Annotated in this window: 16 protein-coding genes and 1 pseudogene; 12 read left to right on the top strand and 5 right to left on the bottom strand. The window is 64.4% G+C overall.

Translation table 11 applies throughout. From position 1 onward, the window contains the following. Window positions 1–15: 15 nt before the first annotated feature. From pimC to IVB01_RS29130, 7 genes and pseudogenes are all read left to right on the top strand, one after another. A complete protein-coding gene (pimC, locus tag IVB01_RS29160) occupies window positions 16–1,206 on the top strand; it encodes a pimeloyl-CoA dehydrogenase large subunit (RefSeq protein WP_247495082.1) in 1,191 nt (396 codons plus the stop codon). Window positions 1,207–1,338: 132 nt separating this feature from the next. Then, a complete protein-coding gene (pimD, locus tag IVB01_RS29155; protein WP_247277865.1) occupies window positions 1,339–2,481 on the top strand; it encodes a pimeloyl-CoA dehydrogenase small subunit in 1,143 nt (380 codons plus the stop codon). Between the two features lie 146 nt (window positions 2,482–2,627). Continuing rightward, complete coding sequence (locus IVB01_RS29150; RefSeq protein ID WP_247277864.1) at window positions 2,628–3,401, top strand: SDR family oxidoreductase; 774 nt, start codon at window positions 2,628–2,630, stop codon at window positions 3,399–3,401. Between the two features lie 110 nt (window positions 3,402–3,511). Beyond that, window positions 3,512–3,904: an endonuclease domain-containing protein gene (locus IVB01_RS29145; protein ID WP_247277863.1), complete on the top strand. Its 393-nt coding sequence runs from the start codon at window positions 3,512–3,514 to the stop codon at window positions 3,902–3,904. A 313-nt stretch (window positions 3,905–4,217) separates the two neighbouring features. After that, window positions 4,218–5,723, top strand: coding sequence for a glycerol kinase GlpK (gene glpK, locus IVB01_RS29140; protein WP_247495081.1), 1,506 nt, complete (start codon window positions 4,218–4,220; stop codon window positions 5,721–5,723). A gap of 53 nt (window positions 5,724–5,776) precedes the next feature. After that, window positions 5,777–8,221, top strand: a pseudogene (locus tag IVB01_RS29135) (penicillin acylase family protein). After that, window positions 8,218–8,811 (top strand): GNAT family N-acetyltransferase, encoded by a 594-nt coding sequence (locus IVB01_RS29130; protein WP_247277860.1) that lies wholly within the window; start codon window positions 8,218–8,220, stop codon window positions 8,809–8,811. The pseudogene IVB01_RS29135 and the gene IVB01_RS29130 overlap by 4 nt, the downstream one beginning before the upstream one ends. A gap of 183 nt (window positions 8,812–8,994) precedes the next feature. On the opposite strand, the gene IVB01_RS29125 is transcribed toward IVB01_RS29130, so the two are convergent. Further along, window positions 8,995–9,942 carry a threonine/serine dehydratase gene (locus tag IVB01_RS29125; protein WP_247277859.1) on the bottom strand — a complete coding sequence of 316 codons (948 nt, stop codon included), beginning with the start codon at window positions 9,940–9,942 and terminating at the stop codon, window positions 8,995–8,997. 63 nt (window positions 9,943–10,005) lie between these two features. Between IVB01_RS29125 and IVB01_RS29120 the strand changes: the two genes are divergently transcribed. Both IVB01_RS29120 and IVB01_RS29115 read left to right on the top strand, forming a co-directional pair. Beyond that, window positions 10,006–10,308: a winged helix-turn-helix domain-containing protein gene (locus tag IVB01_RS29120; RefSeq protein ID WP_247277858.1), complete on the top strand. Its 303-nt coding sequence runs from the start codon at window positions 10,006–10,008 to the stop codon at window positions 10,306–10,308. Between the two features lie 142 nt (window positions 10,309–10,450). Further along, window positions 10,451–11,080: a glutathione S-transferase family protein gene (locus IVB01_RS29115; RefSeq protein ID WP_247277857.1), complete on the top strand. Its 630-nt coding sequence runs from the start codon at window positions 10,451–10,453 to the stop codon at window positions 11,078–11,080. A 519-nt stretch (window positions 11,081–11,599) separates the two neighbouring features. On the opposite strand, the gene metH is transcribed toward IVB01_RS29115, so the two are convergent. Then, window positions 11,600–15,457, bottom strand: a complete 3,858-nt coding sequence (metH, locus tag IVB01_RS29110; protein ID WP_247277856.1) for a methionine synthase — start codon at window positions 15,455–15,457, stop codon at window positions 11,600–11,602. A 6-nt stretch (window positions 15,458–15,463) separates the two neighbouring features. Then, on the bottom strand, window positions 15,464–16,384 hold the full coding sequence (gene metF / locus IVB01_RS29105; RefSeq protein WP_247277855.1) for a methylenetetrahydrofolate reductase [NAD(P)H]: 921 nt from the start codon (window positions 16,382–16,384) through the stop codon (window positions 15,464–15,466). A 375-nt stretch (window positions 16,385–16,759) separates the two neighbouring features. Between metF and IVB01_RS29100 the strand changes: the two genes are divergently transcribed. After that, complete coding sequence (locus IVB01_RS29100; RefSeq protein WP_247277854.1) at window positions 16,760–17,776, top strand: LLM class flavin-dependent oxidoreductase; 1,017 nt, start codon at window positions 16,760–16,762, stop codon at window positions 17,774–17,776. 92 nt (window positions 17,777–17,868) lie between these two features. Here IVB01_RS29100 and IVB01_RS29095 read toward each other — a convergent pair whose 3' ends face one another. Continuing rightward, window positions 17,869–18,726 carry a prephenate dehydratase gene (locus IVB01_RS29095; RefSeq protein WP_247277853.1) on the bottom strand — a complete coding sequence of 286 codons (858 nt, stop codon included), beginning with the start codon at window positions 18,724–18,726 and terminating at the stop codon, window positions 17,869–17,871. A gap of 21 nt (window positions 18,727–18,747) precedes the next feature. Next, window positions 18,748–19,488 carry a 3-deoxy-manno-octulosonate cytidylyltransferase gene (locus IVB01_RS29090; protein WP_247277852.1) on the bottom strand — a complete coding sequence of 247 codons (741 nt, stop codon included), beginning with the start codon at window positions 19,486–19,488 and terminating at the stop codon, window positions 18,748–18,750. A gap of 215 nt (window positions 19,489–19,703) precedes the next feature. Between IVB01_RS29090 and IVB01_RS29085 the strand changes: the two genes are divergently transcribed. Next, entirely contained in the window at window positions 19,704–20,258 is a 555-nt protein-coding gene (locus tag IVB01_RS29085; protein ID WP_247277851.1) for a cytochrome c family protein, read from the top strand. Window positions 20,259–20,468: 210 nt separating this feature from the next. Next, window positions 20,469–22,370: an extracellular solute-binding protein gene (locus IVB01_RS29080; protein WP_247277850.1), complete on the top strand. Its 1,902-nt coding sequence runs from the start codon at window positions 20,469–20,471 to the stop codon at window positions 22,368–22,370. Window positions 22,371–22,381 lie beyond the last annotated feature (11 nt).

Below are 22,381 nucleotides of genomic sequence, written 5' to 3'. Positions count from 1 at the left end.
TCACAGGAGGATCCGATGGATCTCGCATTCACGAAAGAAGAGCAGGCGTTTCGCGAGGAAGTGCGGCAGTTCTTGCGCGACAACGTGCCGCCGGATACGCGGCGCAAGCTGGTCGAGGGCCGCCACCTCTCGAAGGACGAGATGGTGACATGGTGGCGCATCCTCAACAAGAAGGGCTGGGGCGTCAGCCACTGGCCGAAGGAATATGGCGGCACGGGGTGGACAAGCGTGCAGCACTACATCTTCAACGAGGAGCTGCAGTCCTATCCAGCGCCGCAGCCGCTCGCCTTCGGCGTCAGCATGGTCGGCCCGGTCATCTACACCTTCGGCAACGAGGAGCAGAAGAAGAAGTACCTGCCGCGCATCGCCAATGTCGACGATTGGTGGTGCCAGGGATTTTCGGAGCCCGGCTCCGGCTCCGACCTCGCCTCGCTGAAGACGAAAGCCGAGCGCAAGGGCGACAAATGGATCATCAACGGCCAGAAGACCTGGACCACGCTGGCCCAGCACGCCGACATGATCTTCTGCCTCTGCCGCACCGATCCCGCCGCCAAGAAGCAGATGGGCATCTCCTTCATCGTGTTCTCGATGAAGTCGAAAGGCGTCACCGTGCGTCCGATCCAGACCATCGACGGCGGCGCCGAGGTCAACGAGGTCTTCGTCGACGACGTCGAGGTTCCCTACGAGAACCTGATCGGCGAGGAGAACAAGGGCTGGGACTACGCCAAATTCCTGCTCGGCAATGAGCGCACCGGCATTGCCCGCGTCGGCGTCTCCAAGGAGCGCATCCGCCGCATCAAGGATCTGGCGTCGAAGGTCGAGTCCGGCGGCAAGCCGATCATCCAGGATCCCGCCTTCCGCGAGAAGCTCGCGGCCTGCGAGATCGAGCTGAAGGCGCTGGAGCTGACCCAGCTTCGCGTCGTCGCCGACGAAGGCAAGCACGGCAAGGGCAAGCCCAATCCGGCTTCGTCCGTGCTAAAGATCAAGGGCTCCGAGATCCAGCAGACCACCACCGAGCTGTTGATGGAAGTGATCGGTCCGTTCGCCGCGCCTTACGACGTGCACGGCGACGACGGCTCCAACGAAGCCATGGACTGGACCGCCCAGATCGCACCGAGCTATTTCAACAACCGCAAGGTCTCGATCTACGGCGGCTCCAACGAGATCCAGCGCAACATCATCGCCAAGGCGGTGCTGGGGCTTTAGCGTCATTCCGGGGCGCGCGTCAGCGCGAACCCGGAATCTCGCGCCACAAACTCTGGATTTCCGGGTCCACGCGCTTCCGCGCGTGTCCCGGAATGACGAAGCATTAATTCCGGGTACGAGGAACCAAGCAACATGGATTTTGACCTGTCCGAGGAGCAGCGGCTTCTCAAGGAAAGCATCGACGGCCTCTTGACCGATTCCTACGATTTCGAGAGCCGCAAGAAGTATATGAAGGAGAAGGGCGGCTGGAGCAAAACCGTCTGGCTCAAGCTCGCCGAGCAGGGCCTGCTCGGCCTGCCCTTCGCAGAGACCGATGGCGGCTTCGGTGGCGGCGGCGTCGAGACCATGATCGTGATGGAAGCGCTCGGCAAGGCGCTGGTGCTCGAGCCTTATCTCGCCACGGTGGTGATCGGCGGCGGCTTCCTGCGCCATGCCGGCAGCGACGCGCAGAAGGCCGCGCACGTGCCAGGGATCATCGACGGCAGCAAGACGCTGGCGTTCGCCCAGCTCGAGAAGAACTCGCGCTACGATCTGTTCGACGTCACCACGACGGCGAAGAAGAAGAGCGAAGGTTGGGTGATCGACGGCGAGAAGTTCGTCGTGCTCAACGGCGAGAACGCCGATACCCTGATCGTCACCGCGCGCACCAAGGGCGAGCGCCGCGATCATAAGGGCATCGGCGTGTTCCTGGTCCCCGCCAATGCAAAAGGCGTAGCTAAGAAGGGCTATCCGACCCAGGACGGCCTGCATGCTGCCGACGTCACCTTTACCGGCGTCGAAATCGGCGCGGACGCCGTGCTCGGCAACCCCGAGGATTCGCTCGCGCTGATCGAGCGCGTCGTCGACGAGGCGCGCATCGCACTCTGCGCCGAGGCGGTCGGCTTGATGGACGAGTCGCTCAAGACCACGGTCGAGTACATCAAGACGCGAAAGCAGTTTGGCGTTCCGATCGGCTCGTTCCAGTCGCTCCAGCACCGCGCCTCCGACATGTTCGTCGCGGCCGAGCAGGCGCGCTCGATGTCGATGTTCGCGACCATGGCCGGTGATTTCGAGGACGCCAGGGAGCGCAGCAATGCGATCGCCGCGGCCAAGGTGCAGATCGGCAAGTCGGCCAAATTCGTCGGCCAGCAGTCGATCCAGCTCCACGGCGGCATCGGCATGACCATGGAGGCGAAGATCGGCCACTATTTCAAGCGCCTCACCATGATCGAGAATACCTTTGGCGACACCGACTACCACCAGCGCCGTGTCGCGGAGACGGGCGGATTGATCTAGTCATACGACGCCTGTCGTCCCCCGCGAAGGCGAGGGGCCCAGTCCACCGCGGCTTCTCGATTCCAGCCGCGCCGTCTCTGGAATACTGGATCGCCCGCCTTCGCGGGCGATGACACTGAGTATGCGGCCATAGCGGAGCCCAACAAATGAAAAACACCCCGTTCGATCTCACCGGCAAGGTGGCCGTCGTCACCGGCTCCAGCCGCGGCATCGGCCGCTCCTCCGCCGAGCTGCTGGCAAAATTAGGAGCCAAGGTCGTGGTCTCCTCGCGCAAGGCGGATGCCTGCAAGGAGGTCGCCGATGGCATCATTGCCGCCGGCGGCGATGCCATCGTCATTCCCTGCAACATCGCGCGCAAGAACGAGGTCGAGGCGCTGATCTCGGGCGCAACGAAGCACTACGGCAAGGTCGACATCCTCGTCTGCAACGCCGCAGTGAACCCCTATTACGGCCCGCTGCTCGACATCACCGACGAAGCCTTCGACAAGATCATGGGCTCGAACGTCAAGAGCAACATCTGGCTCTCCGCGCTCGCGATCCCTGAGATGGCCGAGCGCGGCAATGGCTCCGTCATCATCATCTCCTCGATCGGCGGCTTGCGCGGCTCCACCGTGATCGGCGCCTACGGCATCTCGAAAGCCGCCGACTTCGCGCTGTGCCGCTCGCTCGCCGGCGAATGGGGCCCCAAAGGCGTTCGCGTCAACTGCATCGCGCCCGGACTCGTCAAGACCGATTTCGCCCGCGCGCTCTGGGAAGACGAAGCCAATCTGAAGCGCCGCACCGCCACCACGCCGCTCCGCCGCATCGGCGAACCCGACGAAATCGCCGGTGCCGTCGCCTACCTCGCCTCCGACGCATCGAGCTTCATGACCGGCCAGACCATCGTCATCGACGGCGGCGTCACCACGGCAGCGGTGTAGCCGGCGAAACTACGTTCAGTTGCATCGAGGCGCGGCTTCTCTTACCCTCCCCTGGAGGGGGAGGGTCGCTGCGCATGCAATGCGCAGCGGGGTGGGATGAAGCCACACAAATGGTCTCAACATCGATCCGACGCGCCGCCGCGAAGAAACTGAGAGCCAACACCACGCTGCACGAGCGGATGCTGTGGCGCGTCCTCAAAGACCTCCCGATGCACGGCTCGCACTTCCGCCGCCAAGCGCCGATCGGCCCCTACGTCGTCGATTTCTTCTGCCCAGCCAAGCGCCTCATCATCGAACTGGACGGCGGACACCATAGCCAAGAGGAGGTGGCCGCATGCGACCTCGATCGCCAACGCTGGCTCGAGCGCGAGGGCTACCGCGTCGTCCGCTTCTGGAATTCGGAGATCGCCAGCGATCTGATGGCCGTGCGCGAACGCATCTACATCGAGCTGTACGGATCGCGCGAGACGGAGACACAACCACTGAAACATCGCCGCTCATAGTCGCGCCTTCTCTGACCCTCCCCTGGAGGGTCGCTGCGCATGCAATGCGCGGCGGGGCGGGGTGGCAGACCATCCGCGAACGCGGTGCTTCGGAACGCGTGTAAAAGATCCTTTCTGAAAGGAATGTGAGACCGCCGTTGCGGCTTCACCCCACCCCGCTCGCGCTTCACGCGATCGACCCTCCCCCTCCAGGGCCCCTCCAGGGGAGGGTAAGCGGAGACCAATCTTGACCTCTTGCCGGCAATCCCGTTTTCTTGCCGCGACACAATGATCCCTTCCAGGGAAACGCCAAGAAAACGCTGAGGTAGCCGCCATGTCTTTCGTCCTCGCCATCGACCAGGGCACCACCTCTTCGCGCGCCATCGTGTTTCGCAGCGACATTTCGATCGCGGCGAAGGCGCAGGCCGAGTTTCCGCAGCATTTCCCGGCCTCGGGATGGGTCGAGCATGAGCCGGAGGACATCTGGACTTCGACGGTGATGGTGTGCCGCGAGGCGATCGCGCAGGCCGGCATCAATGCAAAGGACATCGCCGCGATCGGCATCACCAACCAGCGCGAGACCACCGTGGTGTGGGACCGCGCCACCGGGCAGGCCGTGCACCGCGCCATCGTCTGGCAGGACCGCCGCACCGCAGACATCTGCGCCAAGCTGAAAGCCGACGGCCGCGAGCCCGTGATCTCGCAGAAGACCGGCCTGATCATCGATCCCTATTTCTCCGGCACCAAGGTGGCCTGGATCCTCGACCACGTTCCCGGCGCGCGGGCGCGCGCCGCGCGCGGCGAGCTGATGTTCGGCACCATCGATTGCTATCTGCTCTGGCGCCTCACCGGCGGCAAGGTGCATGCCACCGACGCCACCAATGCCTCGCGCACGCTGCTGTTCAACATCCACACCGGCCAGTGGGACGACGAGCTCTTGGAGATCATCGGCGTGCCGCGCTCGATGCTGCCCGAGATCAAGGACTCTTCCGCCCGCTTCGGCGAGAGCACGCCCGACCTGTTCGGCGGGCCCATTGCGATATCAGGCATCGCCGGCGACCAGCAGGCCGCGACCATCGGTCAGGCCTGCTTCCGCCCGGGCATGATGAAGTCGACCTACGGCACCGGCTGCTTTGCGCTGCTCAACACCGGCACCACGCCTGTGGTGTCGAAGAACAAGCTGCTCACCACCGTCGCCTATCAGCTCGACGGCAAGCGCACCTACGCGCTGGAAGGCTCGATCTTCGTGGCAGGCTCGGCGGTGCAATGGCTGCGCGATGGTATAGGGCTCATCAAGCATGCCGCCGAAACCGGCCCGCTCGCCGATCAGTCGGATTCCATGCAGAGCGTCTATCTCGTCCCTGCCTTCGTCGGCATGGGCGCCCCCTATTGGAATCCGCGCGTCCGTGGCGCCTTGTTCGGCCTCACCCGCAACACCGGCCCTGCCGAGCTCGCCCACGCCGCGCTGGAAAGCGTCTGCTATCAGACCTTCGATCTCTGGGCCGCGATGCGCGCGGACTGGCCGAGCTCGGAAACGGCGAGCGTCGTGCTCCGCGTCGATGGCGGCATGACCGCCTCCGACTGGACCATGCAGCGCCTCGCCGATCTCCTCGACGCCCCGGTTGACCGCCCCGTGATCCAGGAGACCACGGCCCTCGGGGCTGCCTACCTCGCCGGCCTCCAGGCGGGCGTCTATCCCGAGCCGACAAAATTCGCCGACAACTGGCGCCTCGAGCACCGCTTCAAGCCGAACATGAGCCAGACGACGCGCGAGCGAAAGCTGGCCGGATGGGCAAGAGCGGTGAAGGGCGTGCTGGCGAGCGACGAGGGGGAGGGGTAAGCGTAAGCGGATTCACGTCGCTCGCTCAAATAACAACAACGGGAGAAACGACAATGAACACGGATATCAACCGGGTCATGCGGGCGCTGTGCACCGCGGCGGTCTGCAGCGTGCTGCTCGCTTCCGGCGCAACCGCACGCGAAAAGGAGAACCCGCTCTCGAACGCGCGCCAAGTCAAGACCGATGTCGCCGGCCTCAATGCGCCCGCCAGGATCCTGGTCGACGTCTGGGGCATTCCGCACATCTATGCCGGTAACGAGCACGACCTGTTCTTTCTGCAGGGTTTCAACGCCGCGCGCGACCGGCTCTGGCAGATCGATCTCTGGCGCAAGCGCGGGCTCGGGCTGCTCGCCAGGGATTTCGGCCCGGCCTATGCGGAGCAGGATAAGGCGCTGCGGCTGTTCCTCTATCGCGGCGACATGAACGCGGAGTGGGCGTCCTATGGCCCCAAGGCGAAGACCTACGCGGAAGCGTTCGTTGCCGGCATCAATGCCTATGTCGCGGATGTTCGCGATGGCAAGCGGCCGCTGCCGATCGAGTTCAGGATCGCCGGCACCAGGCCGGATCCCTGGACCGCGGACGACGTCGTCCGTATTCGCAGCCATGGGCTCACCCGCAATATCGCTTCGGAGGTCAAGCGCTCCCTGGTTGCCTGCGCGGCGGGCCTCGAGGCCGATCGGTTTCGCGTCAAGCTCGAGCCGGCCTGGACGACGAAAGTCCCCGATGGCCTCGATCTGTAGCGTCCCGAAGGCGGTGCTCGCGGCCTATGACCTTGCGACGCGCCCGGTCGCCTTTCCGCAGCCGAAAGAGCGACAGGCCGCGCTCGCGCATGATCCCGACACCTATCTGGACGCGGCCGATCAACAGCGCGACACCATCGGCTCTAACAATTGGGTGATCGCGCCTTCGCGCACCGCGACCGGACGCCCGATTCTCGCCAACGATCCGCATCGCGAGCACAGCGTGCCGTCGCTGCGCTATATCGTCGGGCTGAACGCGCCCGGCCTTTCCGTGATCGGCGCCGGTGAGCCGGCGCTGCCCGGCATTTCGATCGGCCATAACGGCACCATCGCCTTTGGCCTCACCATCTTCAATGTCGACCAGGAAGACCTCTACGTCTATGAGCTCAATCCGCAAAATCCCAATCAGTACCGTTACGGCAATGGTTGGGAGGACATGCGCATCGTCCACGAGACCGAGCAGGTGAAAGGCGAGGGCGATCGCGAAATCGAGCTGAAGTTCACCCGGCACGGTCCGGTGATTCATGTCGACGAGGGCAACAAGCGCGCCTTCGCGGTGCGCTCGATCTGGTTCGAGCCCGGCACTTCCGCCTATTTCGGCTCGTCCGACTACATGACCGCGAAGGACTGGAACGGCTTTCTCGCGGCGATGCGGCGCTGGGGCGCGCCCTCGGAGAACCAGGTCTATGCCGATACGCGCGGCAATATCGGCTGGGTTGCCGCAGGCAAGACTCCGCGCCGCGTCAACTATGACGGTCTGATGCCGGTGCCGGGCGATGGCCGCTATGACTGGCAGGGCTTTCTGTCGCTCGACGATCTGCCAAAAGCCTATCAGCCCAAGCAGGGCTTTCTGGCCACGGCCAACCAGATGAACCTTCCGCCTGATTACCCCATCAGCGAACGCAAGGTCGGCTTCGAATGGGCCGACAGCGCCCGCTGGCAGCGCATCGTCGAGGTGCTCCAGGCCAACAGCAAAGTGACACTCGCCGACGCCATGGATTTGCAGAACGACGATACCGCGATGCTGGGGCGGCGCCTCGTCAAGCTGCTGCAGCCTCTGACTTCGGACGATGCCAATGTGAAGAAGGGTCTCGAGCTGTTGAGGCCATGGGACGCGCGCGATGCCGCCGACAGTGCCGCCGCCGCATTGTTCGAGGTCTGGATCGCCAATCATCTCGGCCCCACGCTGCTGAAGACCACGGCGCCCAAGGCGGTGGGCTTGATTGCGCCCGAGGCATCCAGCATTTCGGCGATCGTCGCCTATCTCGAGTCCCCTGATGCCGCGCTCGGCGCCGATCCCGCTGCCGCACGCGACCAGATCCTGTGCGAGAGCTTGGGCGCTGCGGTTGCCGACGTCGCCGGCAAGCTCGGGGACGATGCACGGCCTGGCGCTGGGGCCGCCTGCATGTTGCCAAGTTCGACCACGCGCTGATCCCGCTTGCCGACAAGGCGACCGCAGCGCAAATGTCGGTGGGCCCGCTCGCCTTCGGCGGCGCAGCCAACGTTCCGCGCGCCGCCACCTATCGCCGCTCGGACTACCAGCTCATCTCAGGCGCCTCGTTTCGGATGGTGCTCGACGTCGGCAATTGGGACGCGAGCCGCACCATCAACACGCCGGGGCAATCCGGCGATCCGTTCAGCGGCCACTACCGCGACCTCGCCCCGCTCTGGGCGACCGGACAATATGTGCCGCTGCTCTACAGCCAACCCGCGGTCGAAGCCGCTACCGCAGAAGCCATCACCCTGACGCCGCGATGATGATATCGGACGGCTATTCCGACGTGCCCGCCGGCAAGATCGCGGCGGTTGTCACGCATTTGGAGATGACCGCACCTCCGGAGCGCCGCGACGATCCCCCTGGCGCGTGGACCCTGCGCAAGGTCGATACCCCCGCGCTTGCCTGGTACCGCGACCTCTTCCGCCGTGTCGGCGAGGAGTGGTTGTGGTTCTCACGAGCCCGCATGACCGATGCAGAGCTCGCTGCGATCATCCACGCGCCTGGCATCGAGGTCTACGCCCTGGTCGCGGACGGAAGCGACGAAGGCCTGCTCGAGCTCGGCTTCCGCGAGCCCGGCCAGTGCGAGCTGACCTATTTCGGCGTCACCGCTAGGCTAATCGGCACCGGCGCCGCCCGCTTCCTGATGAACCGCGCGCTGGAGCTTGCGTGGTCACGCGACGTCCGCCGCGTCTGGGTGCACACCTGCACGTTCGACCATCCATCGGCCGTTGCCTTCTACCAGCGGTCCGGCTTTCGCGCCTTCCGCCGCCAGATCGAGGTGGCGGACGATCCGCGTCTCGATGGTACGGTGTCGCGCACGGCGGCGAGGCATGTGCCGATCATTGATTAATCGCGGCTGTCTCCCCGCCGTCATTGCGAGGAGCTCTTGCGACGAAGCAATCCAGACTGTCTCCGCAGAGAGATTCTGGATTGCTTCGCTGCGCTCGCAATGACGGCGTGTGGCCGCCGTCATCGCTCTTCCAATTCCCAGGGCAACGCGCGGCAGTCCACGTGGTCCCCTCATCATTCCCACTCAGCCGTCGAACTTTACCGCCGTGGTGTTGGCGCCGCAGACCAGAACCGCGATGCGCTCGCCTGCTGAGGGACGGTAGCGGCCGGAGAGCAACGCGGCAAAGGCGGCCGCGCCGCCGGGCTCGGCCACGAGGCGCAAGTGCGACCACAGCGCGGCCTGGGCTTTGCGGATCGCATCGTCGCTGACGAGGATGACGCGCTCCACATGAGCCCGCGCCACCGGAAACATCAATTCGCCGACGCGCCGCGGCGCAAGGCTGTCGGCGGCGATGCCGCCGGCCGGCGCATCGACCGGAGCGCCCGCTTCAAACGCAGCGTGCAGGGTTGGCGATTGCTCCGGTTCGACCGCGACGATGCGCGTCCTGTCGGCGTACCAGGCCGCAATGCCGCCGATCAGCCCGCCGCCGCCGACCGCCACCAGCAGCGTGTCGATGTCGGGTGCGTCCTGCTCCAACTCCAGTCCGACGCTGCCCTGTCCGAGCAGGGTTTCCGCCTGGTCGTAGGCGTGGACGGCCAGCGCGCCGGTCTGCGCGACATGCGCCTCGCTCGCGACGAGCGCATCGGCGTAGCGGCTGCCCGCGATCATCAGCTTGGCGCCGTACCCCCTGATCCGCTCGGCCTTGGCCGGCGAGGTGATGTCAGGCACGAAGATCGTGGCGGGAATGCCGAGCTGCTGCGCCGCATAGGCGACCGCCGCGCCGTGATTGCCGCCGGATGCGGCGACGACACCCGCCTGCGGCACCTGGCGCAGCAACAGATTGGCGAAGGCGCCGCGCGCCTTGAACGATCCGGAATGCTGCAGCATTTCGAGCTTGAACGTGACGGGCGCGGCCGGCAGGTCGAAATCGGCGAGATCGGCCTTTAGAAGCGGCGTGCGCCTGATATGCGGGCGGATGACCGCCTCGGTCGCCGCAATCCGCTCCCGCGTGATGTCCATGGTCTTTGTCATGATACCGTCCAGAATAGCGCAAGGGAGCGTTGACATCCATTAGGTAATTAGCAAAATGGCTAAATGAAGTTTGCCGTTGCCTTGCGCGCGCTCGCCAACGAACGCCGCCTGCAGATCCTGGAATGGCTGCGGGATCCGCGGAAGCATTTTCGCGAGCAGGCCGACGGCGACCTGGTCGAGGACGGCGTCTGCGGATTGCTGATCGCCGAAAAGCTCGGCGTCAGCGCACCGACATTGAGCGAGCACATGCGGGTGCTGACTGCCGCGAAGCTGGTGCGCGCCAAACGAATCAAGCAGTGGACGATGTACAAGCGCAACGAGACGGCGATCGCCGCCATCAAGCGCTCGATTCAGGACGGCCTTTGAGCGGGCGGTCCGTACCGTGCGACTGACGCTTCGTTGCAGCCAGCGCAATGCTCCATTTCCGAGATTTTTGTTGCGCCGCACCGAACTGGTCGTGGAGACTGATCGGCCCTGCCTTGTTCAATGATCGAGAAAAGCGACAACCATGTTCCTGATCGGCCAATACGATTCCCCCTTCGTCCGCCGCGTCGCCATGGCGCTGAAGCTTTATGGCCTCGCCTTCGAGCACAAGCCGTGGTCGACCTTCGGCGATGCCGACAAAATCGCGCCGTACAATCCGCTGCGCCGCGTGCCGACCCTGGTGCTCGACGACGGCGAGGCGCTGATCGAGAGCACGATCATCCTGGATTATCTCGACGAGCTCGTTGGTCCCGAGAAGGCGATGCTGCCGCGCAGTGGCGCCGAGCGGCGGCGCCATTTGCGCATCTGCGCGCTCGCCTCCGGCCTCGGCGACAAGGCGGTGAGCCTGCTCTACGAGCGCGTGCTGCGGAAGGAGCAGCTTGCGCTATGGGTCGAGCGCTGCCAAGCACAAATCGCGGACGTGCTGAAGGTGCTCGAGGCCGAGCGCGCCAAGGTGACGACGCCGTACTGGCTGGGCGACCGCATCGGTCATGCCGATGTTGCAGCGGCCTGCGTCGTCCGCTTCACCCGCGAAGCGCATCCGCAGCTGTTCGACGCCTCGCGCTATCCGGCCCTCGCGGCGCATGCCGAGCGCTGCGAGGCACTCTCCCCGTTCCAGGAGATCGTGCAGCCCTTGGCTCCGCCGAAGGGGTGAGGCCGTCACCCTCCCCTGGAGGGTCCGAGACGAGCGAAGCTCGCTCGTGGGTCGATCGCGCGAAGCGCGAGCGGGGTGGGGTGATCTCTCCGCACGGGCAGTGCGTGCGCGGATAGACTGTCACCCCACCTCGGTCCGCATTCCGCTGCGCTGCATGCGAACCGATCCACGGGCGAGCTACGCTCGTCCCGGACCCCTCCAGGGGAGGATCGGCGGCTATATGTTTGGGCTGCCCAGCTCCGTCATTCCGGGGCGCGCCTCTTAGCGCGAGCCCGGAATCCATTTGCCCACATGAGATGCCGCACGATGGATTTCCGGGCTCGCGCTGCGTGCGCCCCGGAATCACAGCGTTGACTCGGCGTGAGTGTCAGCCGGCCGCAGCAGCCGATGATGCAATACTACGCCTGTTTTGCCCGACGTCGCAAACGCGGCTTCGGCTACACCGAAATTGCTCAGCCTTTTCAACCCCATCGCTACTGTGCATGGGGTTGTTTTCTCATTTTTGTTTTAGAGGGGTGCCTACCCCGCCCCCGCGCGCTTCTTCTGCCAGACGAGGTGCACCGCGCAGGTGCAGCCCGGCGGATGCGAGCCGAGGTCCTTCGGCGTCTCGTCATTCGCGGGCGTCGCGGCAAACGCATTTTCCGCCTCCGGCTGGGACGGGATGTAGTTCAGCACCGGCGCGAGCCAGCGCTCGGCTTCCGCTACGCTCATGCCCTTGCGTGCGGCGTAGTCCTCAACCTGGTCGCGCTCGATCTTGCCGACGCCGAAATAATAGCTCGCAGGGTTTGCGAAATAGAGCCCTGAGACGGACGAGCCCGGCCACATCGCAAAGCTCTCGGTCAACTTCACGCCGGCCGTGTTTTCCGCATCGAGCAGTTCGAACAATGTCGCCTTCTCTGTGTGATCGGGCTGCGCGGGATAGCCGGGCGCGGGGCGAATGCCCTGATATTTTTCGAGGATCAGATCCTCGCTGGAGAGCGCCTCGTCCGGCGCATAGGCCCAGAACTCGCGGCGGACGCGGGCATGCATGCGCTCGGCGAAGGCTTCGGCCAGGCGGTCGGCCAGCGCCTTGCACAGGATCGAGGAATAGTCGTCGTTCGCCAGCTTGAAACGATCGGCGACCGCGTCCTCGCCGATGCCAGCGGTGACGACGAAGCCGCCGACATAGTCGGGCACGCCGGTGCCGACGGGCGCGACAAAGTCGGCGAGCGCCGCGTTGAAGCGGCCCTCGCGCTTTTCGAGCTGCTGGCGCAGCGTGTGCAGCGTCGCCATGCTCTTGGTCCGGCTTTCATCGGCATAGAGCACGATGTCGTCGCCTTGCGCATTCGCCGGCCAGAAGCCGATCGTCGCGCGTGCCCGGAACCATTTCTCCTTCACGATGGTGTCGAGCATCTTGCGCGCATCGTCGTAGAGCGAGCGCGCGACCTCGCCGACCTTGGGGTCGTGGAGAATGGCGGGGAAGCGCCCGGCGAGCTCCCAGGTCTGGAAGAACGGCGTCCAGTCGATGCAGTCGACGAGCTCGGCGAGGTCATAGTCGTCGAAGCTCTTGATGCCGAGGAAGGTCGGCTTCACCGGCTTGTTTGCTGCAAAGTCCACCGGCACGCGGTTGACGCGGGCAGCCGCCAGCTTCAGCCGCTTCTTGTCCGCCTGCGCACGCAAATGCGCCTCCGAGATCTTGGCGTATTCGGCGCGCACCTCGGCGGCATAGGCCTCGCGCTTCTCCGGCGAGAGCAGCGCGGAGGCCACGCCGACGGCGCGGCTGGCGTCGTTGACGTGCACGACCGGGCCGGCGCGATAGCTCGGGTCGATCTTCACCGCGGTATGCACGCGGCTCGTGGTGGCGCCGCCGATCAGCAGCGGCAGCTTGAGGCCTTCGCGCTGCAACTCGCCGGCGAAGAATGCCATCTCGTCGAGCGAGGGCGTGATCAGGCCGGACAGACCGACGATGTCCGCCTTCTCCGCCTTCACGGTCTCGACGATCTTGGCCGCCGGCACCATCACGCCAAGATCGATGACCTCGAAATTGTTGCACTGGAGCACGATGCCCACGATGTTCTTGCCGATATCGTGAACGTCGCCCTTCACGGTCGCGAGCACGATCTTGCCGGCGGACGAGGAGCCCTCCGTGCCGATGCCGTTCGCAAGATTGCGCGCCTTCTCCTCCTCCATGAACGGCATGAGATAAGCAACCGCCTGTTTCATGACACGCGCAGACTTCACCACCTGCGGCAAGAACATCTTGCCGTCGCCAAAGAGGTCGCCGACCACGTTCATGCCGGCCATCAGCGGTCCTTCGATCACGTCGAGCGGGCGCGAGGACAATTTGCGGGCCTCTTCCGTATCCTGCTCGATGAACTCGGTGATGCCGTGCACCAGCGCGTGGCTCAGCCGCTTCTCCACCGGCCATTCGCGCCAGGCGAGATCGGCTTCCTTGCTTTCCGTCTTCTTGCCGCGGAATTTTTCCGCGAGCGCCAGCAGACGTTCGGACGCACCCGGATCGCGATTGAGGACGACGTCCTCGCAGGTCTGGCGCAGCTCCGGATCGATGTCGTCATAGACGATCATCTGCCCGGCATTGACGATGCCCATGTCCATGCCGGCCTTGATGGCGTGATATAGGAACACCGAGTGCATGGCTTCGCGCACCGGCTCGTTGCCGCGGAACGAGAACGACAGATTGGACACGCCGCCGGAGATGTGCGCGCCGGGCAGGTTCCGGCGGATCCAGCGCGTCGCCTCGATGAAGTCGACGCCGTAATTGTTGTGCTCCTCGATGCCGGTCGCGATCGCAAAAATGTTGGGATCGAATATGATATCCTCGGGCGGGAAGCCGACGCGGTTGACGAGGATGTCGTAGGCGCGCTTGCAGATCTCGGTCTTGCGCGCGAACGTGTCGGCCTGGCCGACCTCGTCGAACGCCATGACGACCACGGCCGCGCCGTGGCGGCGGGCGATCTTGGCCTCGTGAATGAACTTGTCCTCGCCTTCCTTCATCGAGATCGAGTTGACGACCGGCTTGCCCTGCACGCATTTCAGGCCGGCCTCGATCACCGAGAATTTCGAGGAATCGACCATCACGGGGACGCGGGCGATGTCGGGCTCGGCGGCGACGAGGTTGAGGAAGGTCACCATCGCCGCCTCGGAATCGAGCAGGCCCTCGTCCATGTTGACGTCGATAATTTGCGCGCCGTTCTCGACTTGGTCGCGCGCGACCTGCAGCGCGGCAGTGTAGTCGCCGGCGGTGATCAGCTTGCGGAAGCGGGCCGATCCTGTGACGTTGGTGCGCTCACCGACATTGACGAAGGGGATCGCATCCGTCAGCACGAACGGCTCGAGGCCGGAGAGCCGCAAGCGCGGCGCGATCTCCGGCACGATGCGCGGCTTGTGCGTGGCCACGGCGGCGGCGATCGCTGCAATGTGGTCCGGTGTGGTACCGCAGCAGCCGCCGACGATGTTGACGAGGCCGTCACGGGCAAATTCGCCGATCAGGCGCGCCATGTACTCCGGGCTCTCGTCATACTGGCCGAACTCGTTCGGCAGGCCGGCATTGGGATAGGCACACACGAGCGTATCGGCGACGCGGCCGATATCGGCGATATGCGCGCGCAGGTCCTCGGCGCCAAGCGCGCAATTGAAGCCGATGGTGATCGGCCTCGCGTGGCGCACCGAATTCCAGAACCCTTCCGGCATCTGTCCGGAGAGCAGGCGGCCGGATTTGTCGGTAATGGTGCCCGATACCATCACCGGCATGTCGATTCCGAGTTCTTCCGTGATCTCGGCGATCGCGTAGAGCGCCGCCTTCGCGTTGAGCGTATCGAAGATGGTTTCGACCAGCAGCAGATCGACGCCGCCGTCGATCAGGCCGCGGATCTGCTCGCCATAGGATTTTCGCAAATCGTCGAAGGTGACGGCGCGGTAACCGGGATTGGAAACGTCGGGCGAAATCGAGGCGGTGCGGTTGGTCGGCCCGATGGCGCCGGCGACGAAGCGCGGCTTGCCGTCCTCGGCCGCGACGCGCCTTGCCGCATTGCCGGCGAGGCGGGCGCCTTCACGCGCCATCTCGTAGACGATGTCGGCGAGGTCGTAATCGGCCTGCGCGATCGAGGTCGTCGAGAACGTGTTGGTCGCGACGATGTCGGCACCGGCGCGCAAGTACGCGGCGTGGATGTCCTCGATCGCCTGCGGCTGGGTCAGGATCAAGAGATCGTTGTTACCGCGCAGGTCGCGGTGAAAGTTCTTGAAGCGCTCGCCGCGGAAGGCGGCCTCGTCGAGCTGGAGGTTCTGGATCATCGTGCCCATGGCGCCGTCGAGCACGAGGATGCGTTCGCGCGCGGCGTTGAGCAGGGCAGTTCGCTTGGGAGAGATGGTTCCGGTCATGTTGTCTTACGCCGCCTTCTGCGCGCTCTTGGCGCGAATGCCGAGCAAATGGCTGATCGCGAACACGAGATCGGCGCGGTTCATGGTGTAGAAATGGAAGGTGTCTACGCCGTGCTTGGCGAGCTTCTGCACCTGGCCGGCCGCAACGGTTGCGGCCACCAGCTTGCGGGTCTCGGCGTCGTCATCGAGGCCCTCGAATTTCGCGGCGAACCAGTCCGGAACGGTGGTGCCAGCGCGGGTGACGAAATTACGAGCCTGCTTGAAATTGTGCATGGGCATGATGCCCGGCACGATCGGGATGTTGATGCCGCGGCCGCGGACGCGGTCGAGATAGCGGAAGTAGAGGTCGTTATCGAAGAACACCTGGGTGATCGCGCGCGACGCACCCGCATCGACCTTGGCCTTCAGCGTGTCGATGTCGGCATCGAAGTCGCGCGCCTCGGGGTGCTTCTCGGGATAGGCGGATACGGACACTTCGATGTCGGAATGCCGTTTCTTGATGGCGGCAACGAGTGCGGCGGACGTCTGGTAGCCGTCGGGATGGCTGAAGTAGGGCGTGCCGATGCCGCCAACGGGATCACCGCGCAAGGCCACGATGTGGCGGACGCCGACCTCGTGATAGCGGTCGACGATCTCGTCGATCTCGCCGCGCGAGGCGCCGACGCAGGTCAGATGCGCCGCCGGCAGCAGCGCGGTTTCCTTCAGGATGCGGGAAATGGTGGAATGGGTGCGCTCGCGGGTCGAGCCGCCGGCGCCGTAGGTCACCGAGACGAATTGCGGGTCGAGCGGCGCGAGGCGGTTGATGGTGTCCCAGAGATTCCGCTCCATCTCCTCGGTCTTGGGCGGAAAAAACTCGAAGGAGATCGCAGGCCGCTTCAGGTGCCCGTCTTGCCCGTTGGCTTGGCCAGGCGTCGTCACGTCAGTCATGGCACCATTCACTCCAAATTTCAGCCGGCGGTCGTCTACCTCGCGGAGACCTAAAATAGGGCAAAGGCGGTCTAGTCGACAGCCCATCAGGGATGGGAAATTGCCCACCAAGGATGTGACTAGAAGGAATTCTGGCGCAGTTTGCGATCTCATTGGGAAAAACCATCCAGAGACGTAATGTATTGATACAAAAGTGCTATTGTCGATATTGCCCTTTTCTTCGTTCCGATTTGGCAGGTGGGCAGACCGAATTTTGGCACATGGAGGTAACAATTGTCCCAATCGGGTGTCTCAGCGTACCCGCGAAGCCCTTACACGTCAGGCCTGCGCAGCCTGCCATTGCCGCCGCACAGCCCTTCGTTACGTTAACGCGCCATGATCCCGCTCTCACTCCTCGACCTGTCGGTCGTCACCACCGGTACCAAGCCCGCCGCGGCGCTGCGCAACAGCATCGATCTGGCACGCCACGTCGACGGGCTCGGCTATCTCCGCTATTGGCTCGCCGAGCATCACAACCTCGCCTCCGTCGCGAGCCCCGCGCCCGACGTGATGATCGGGCAGATCGCGGCGGTGACGAAGCACCTGCGCGTCGGCTCCGGCGGTGTGATGCTGCCCAACCACGCGCCGCTGGTCGTGGCCGAGCGCTTCAAGATGCTGGAGGCGCTGTTTCCCGGACGTATCGACCTCGGTCTCGGCCGCGCCCCGGGCACCGACGGCGCTACCGCCTACGCGCTGCGCAGCCGGCTCGACCGCCGCGAGGGCGACGATTTTCTTGAGCGGCTGCACGAACTGATCTTGTGGGAGACCCGCGAATTCCCCTCGGGCCACCCTTACAACAGCGTCGTCGCCATGCCTGACGACACCGCCCTGCCGCCGATCTGGCTGCTCGGCTCGAGCGATTATTCCTCGGAGCTCGCCGCGCAGGTCGGCATGGGCTTCGCCTTCGCCCATCATTTCGCTTCCCACGACGCGATCGATGCGATGGTGCATTACCGCAACCGCTTCCAGCCCTCCGCCTGGCGCGCCAGCCCGCATGCGATCCTCGCGGTCGCGGCCATCGTGGCCGACACAGATGAGGAGGCCGAAAGGCTCGCCAGCTCCTTCGACCTCAACCGCCTTCGCCGCGACCGCGGTCAATATCTTCCGCTGCCGAGTATCGAGGAGGCGCTGGCCTATCCCTACACGGACGCCGAGCGCATCTCGATCCTCCGCAACCGCTCGCGCCTGTTCGTCGGCAGCCCGGCAACCGTGCAGAAGAAGCTTCAGCCGCTGATCTATGCGAGCAAGCCGGACGAGCTGATGGTGATCACCGCCGTGTATGACCACGAGGCGCGGAAGAAATCATATTCGCTGCTGGCGGAGGCGTTCGGGCTGGCGAAGCAGGCGTCCTAGTCACTCACCGTCATTCCGGGGCGATGCGAAGCATCGAACCCGGAATCTCGAGGTTCCGGGTTCACGCTTCGCGTGTCCCGGAACGACAGTTATCAATCCTGCGCCTCGTTGAACGTCGCGCGGAACGGATGCCCCGGATACACGCCGACAATGCGGAATTCGCGCGAGAAGAATTTCAGCTCCTCGATGGCAAAGGCGAGGCCCTTGTCGTCGGGATGTCCGTCGACGTCGGCATAGAACTGCGTGGCGAAGAAATTGCCGTCGACCATGTAGCTTTCGAGCTTGGTCATGTTGACGCCGTTGGTGGCAAAGCCGCCGAGCGCCTTGTAGAGCGCGGCCGGCAAATTGCGCACCCGGAAGACGAACGTCGTGACCAGCGGGCCCGAGCCTTGGGCTGCCCATTTCGGCTCGCGCGCCAGCACCACGAAGCGCGTGGTGTTGTGGGCCTCGTCCTCGATGTCCTCGGCGAGGATGTCGAGGCCGTAAATTTTCGCGGCCAGGCGCGAGGCGATCGCGGCGACGGTCTTGTCCTTGCGCTCGGAAATGTCGCGGGCGCTGCCGGCAGTGTCCGCGTGCACGATTGGCTTGATGCCGAGCTTGCGGATGATGCGCCGGCACTGGCCGAGTGCGTGGACATGGCTCTCCACGCTCTTGACGTCATCGAGCTTGGTACCCTTCACCGCCATCAGCTGATGTCGAACGGGCAGAAACCATTCGCCGATGATGAAGAGGCCGGAGGCCGGCAGCAGGTGATGGATGTCAGCGACGCGGCCCGCGACCGAATTCTCGATCGGGATCATGCCGAGATCGGCCTCGCCGGACGAGATCGCTGACAGCGCGTCCTCGAAGGTGGCGCAGGGCATCGGCTCTGCCTCAGGATAGGCCTCGACGATGGCGATGTGGGAATTGGCCCCAGGCTCGCCCTGGAATGCGACTTTCAGCTTGCTCATGGTCGGTCTTGTAACAGCGGCTCAGGATTTGGAAAGGATGCTGCGCGCGGTTTCGAGGTCGGGCGGCGTGTCCACGCCACGGGGCACGCTGTCGACGACCATGATGTCGATGCGCATGCCGGCTTCCACCGCCCGGAGTTGCTCAAGATTTTCCTGAACTTCCAGGGGAGACCGTGGCAGCGACACGAATCGATCCAGCGCCGCGCGGCGGTACGCGTAGAGTCCGATATGGTGGTAACGCGGTCCGTCGCCGTAGGGAGCCGTGGCACGGGTAAAATAGAGCGCCCGCAGCCGCCGCGGCCCGATCGGCGAGCCTACCGCCTTCACGACGCTCGGGGCGAGATCCTCCTCCTCGGTGTGGATCTGCGAGGCCAGCGTCACGATATCGACGGCAGGCTCGGTAAAGGGTGGCAGCACCTCGCGGATGGTCTGCGGCGTGATGGTCGGGAAATCGCCCTGGAGATTGATCACGATCTCGGCCTTGCCGTCCGGATCGAGCTTCTGCATGGCCTCGTGGATGCGGTCCGAGCCCGAGGGATGGTCCGGGCGGGTCATCACCGCCTCACCGCCATGGGCTGTGACGACCGAGGCGATCTCCGCCGTGTCGGTTGCGACCGCGACCCGGCCGATTGCAGCGGCCTCGGCGCGGCGCAGCACGTGCACGATCATCGGCTGGCCCGCGATATCGGCGAGCGGCTTGCCGGGCAGGCGGGTGGCGGCCATGCGGGCCGGGATCAGCACCAGGATGCGGGGATCGATCATTGGGTCAAGGGCCTGGAAACGGAGCGCTTTCCGCGCCGAGAAATGGCATGGGGACGGGCTGAAAGCCCGGTCGCTTATACGGGTTGCCAGACCCGGGGCAAACCGATATCTCAATGACAAAACTCGGGGAAACAATAAGGAACGTTTTCTCCCGAGGCTCGTCCTGGCGGCCGCTTGGGCCGCCGTTTCCTTCTTGCGGTGGGGCCTGGCCGGAAATGGATTCTTTCGAACTCAACAAGATTCTCGGTGCTGTTCTTGGCACCTGTCTCGTGCTGCTCGTGACGAGCTTCACCGCCCAGGCGCTTTTCTCGCCGAAGATGCCGGAAAAGCCGGGCTTCGAGATCGCGGTGAAGGAAGATGCTGGCCACGGCAAGGAGGGCGGCGCCGCCGCTGCAGCCTCCTCGGAGCCGATCGAAAAGCTGCTCCAGACCGCCTCCGTCGAAAAGGGCGCGGCGGCCGCCAAGAAGTGTGGCGCCTGTCATACCTTCGAAAAGGGCGGCCCGAATCGCGTCGGTCCGAACCTTTATGGCGTTGTCGGCGAGCCGAAGGGCGAAGGCCGCGGGTTCAACTTCTCGGCCGCCATGAAAGCCAAGGGCGGCACCTGGACGTTCGACGATCTCAACAAGTTCATCGCCAATCCGAAGGGCTTCATCCCGGGCACTGCAATGGGCTTCGCTGGTATCCCGAAGGATTCCGAGCGGGCCGACGTCATTGCCTATCTGAATTCGTTGTCGGAGCATCCGCAGCCGCTGCCGACGGCGTCTAAGTAAGCCTCAAAATTCTCTCTTGGAATCTGCGGCCAGGCTGAAAAGCCTGGCCGTTTGCTTATCCGGCCTCGCGGCGACGTCATCGGGGCGTTTGGCCGCATCCGATAGGCCGGCTGGGCTTTCAAGATGAGCAAAAAGCAACCTACTCGGTCGAAACCTCGCCTATATTGGGAACTTAAAGGAGTAGCCTCCTTCAAGACAGGGAATGTTGATTTGGCCATTACCCGACGCGATCTCCTGCTCTCCGGCACTGCGGCCGCAGCTCTCCCCGCCCTCGGTTCCATGGGCCGCGTTTCCGTCATCGGCACGGCAGCGGCGCAATCAGCCAATGAAAACGGGCTTCCTTGGCGCCATGCTCTGTCGCTGTTCGGCGATATCAAGTACCCCGCCGACTTCAAGCGCTTCGATTACGTCAATCCGGATGCGCCCAAAGGCGGCGTTGCCCGCCTGATCTCGATCGGCACCTTCGACAATTTCAACCTCGCGGTCGCCGGCATCAAGGGCTCCCTCGCTCCAGCCGCGGCGATGATCTACGAAACGCTCATGACCCGGGCGCAGGACGAGGTGGCGACCGAGTACGGCGAGCTTGCCGAGGCGGCACAACATCCGGACGATTTTTCCTGGGTGATCTATCGCCTGCGCAAGGAAGCCCGCTGGCATGACGGCAAGCCGGTGACGCCGGAGGACGTCATTTTCTCGCTGGAGACGTTCAAGCAGCAGAGCCCCATGTACGCGTCCTACTATCGCCACGTGAGCAAGGCGGAGAAAGTTGGCGAGCGCGACGTCAAGTTCAGCTTCGACGGGCCGGGCAACCGCGAACTGCCGACCATCGTCGGCGAATTGACCGTGCTGCCGAAACATTGGTGGGAAGGCACCGACGCCCAGGGGCGCAAACGCGACGTCAGCGCGACCACGCTGGAGATCCCGCTGGGCTCCGGGCCGTACCGGATCAAGGAATTCGTGGCGGGACGCTCGATCAAGCTGGAGCGGGTGAAAGATCATTGGGGTGCCAATCTCCCCAGCCAGATCGGCACCAACAATTTCGACGAGCTGCGCTTCGAGTTCTTCCGTGACAACCTCGTGGCGCTGGAAGCCTTTAAGGCCGACCAGGCCGACTGGATCGCGGAAAACTCCGCCAAGCAATGGGCGACGGCCTACGACTTCCCGGCGGTCGCGGAGAAGCGGGTCATCAAGGAAGAATTTCCGATCAACGATTCCGGCCGCATGCAGGCCTTCGTCGTCAACATCAGGCGTCCCCAATTCAAGGACGCGCGGGTGCGGCGCGCCTTCAACTATGCCTTCGATTTCGAGGAGATGAACAAGCAGCTCTTCTTCGGTCAGTACAAGCGCATCAACAGCTATTTCGAAGGCACGGAACTCGCCGCGACCGGGCTGCCCCAGGGGGAGGAGCTGCAGATCCTTGAAACGGTAAAGGACAAGGTGCCGCCGGAAGTTTTCACCACGCCTTACCAGAATCCGGTCGGCGGCACTCCAGAGGCCGTGCGCGCCAATCTGCGCGAAGCGGCAAAGCTGCTGAAAGAGGCCGGTTTCGAAGTCCGCGACCACAAGCTGGTAGACGCCTCGGGCAAGGTTCTGACGATCGAAATCCTGGTGCAGGATCCCTCATCAGAGCGAATCGCACTGTTCTACAAGCCGTCGCTGGAGCGAATCGGCGTCAATGCGTCGGTTCGTACCGTCGACGATGCGCAGTACCAGAACCGGCTGCGCAGCTTCGACTTCGACATGATCATCGATCAGTGGGGCGAGTCGCTCTCGCCGGGCAACGAGCAACGCGAGTTCTGGGGCTCGCAGGCGGCCGACGTGCCTGGTGCGCGCAACACCATCGGCATCAAGAACCCTGCCGTGGATGCCTTGATCGAGAAGGTGATCTTCGCCAAGGATCGCGCTGGCCTCGTCGCCGCCACCCATGCGCTCGATCGCGTGCTGCTCTGGAATTTCTACGTGGTTCCGCAGTTCACCTATCCGTTCGCGCGCTATGCCCGCTGGGATCGCTTCAGCCACGCCGAGCCAATGCCGAAATATGGACGGTCCGGCCTGCCGACGCTGTGGTGGTATGACGCCGAAAAAGCGGCGCGGATCGGAAAACGCTCTTGAGGGAGCCTTTG

It is taken from the genome of Bradyrhizobium sp. 164, from assembly GCF_023073715.1.
GTDB lineage: Bacteria > Pseudomonadota > Alphaproteobacteria > Rhizobiales > Xanthobacteraceae > Bradyrhizobium.
This window is presented reverse-complemented; position numbering and strand designations above follow the sequence as displayed.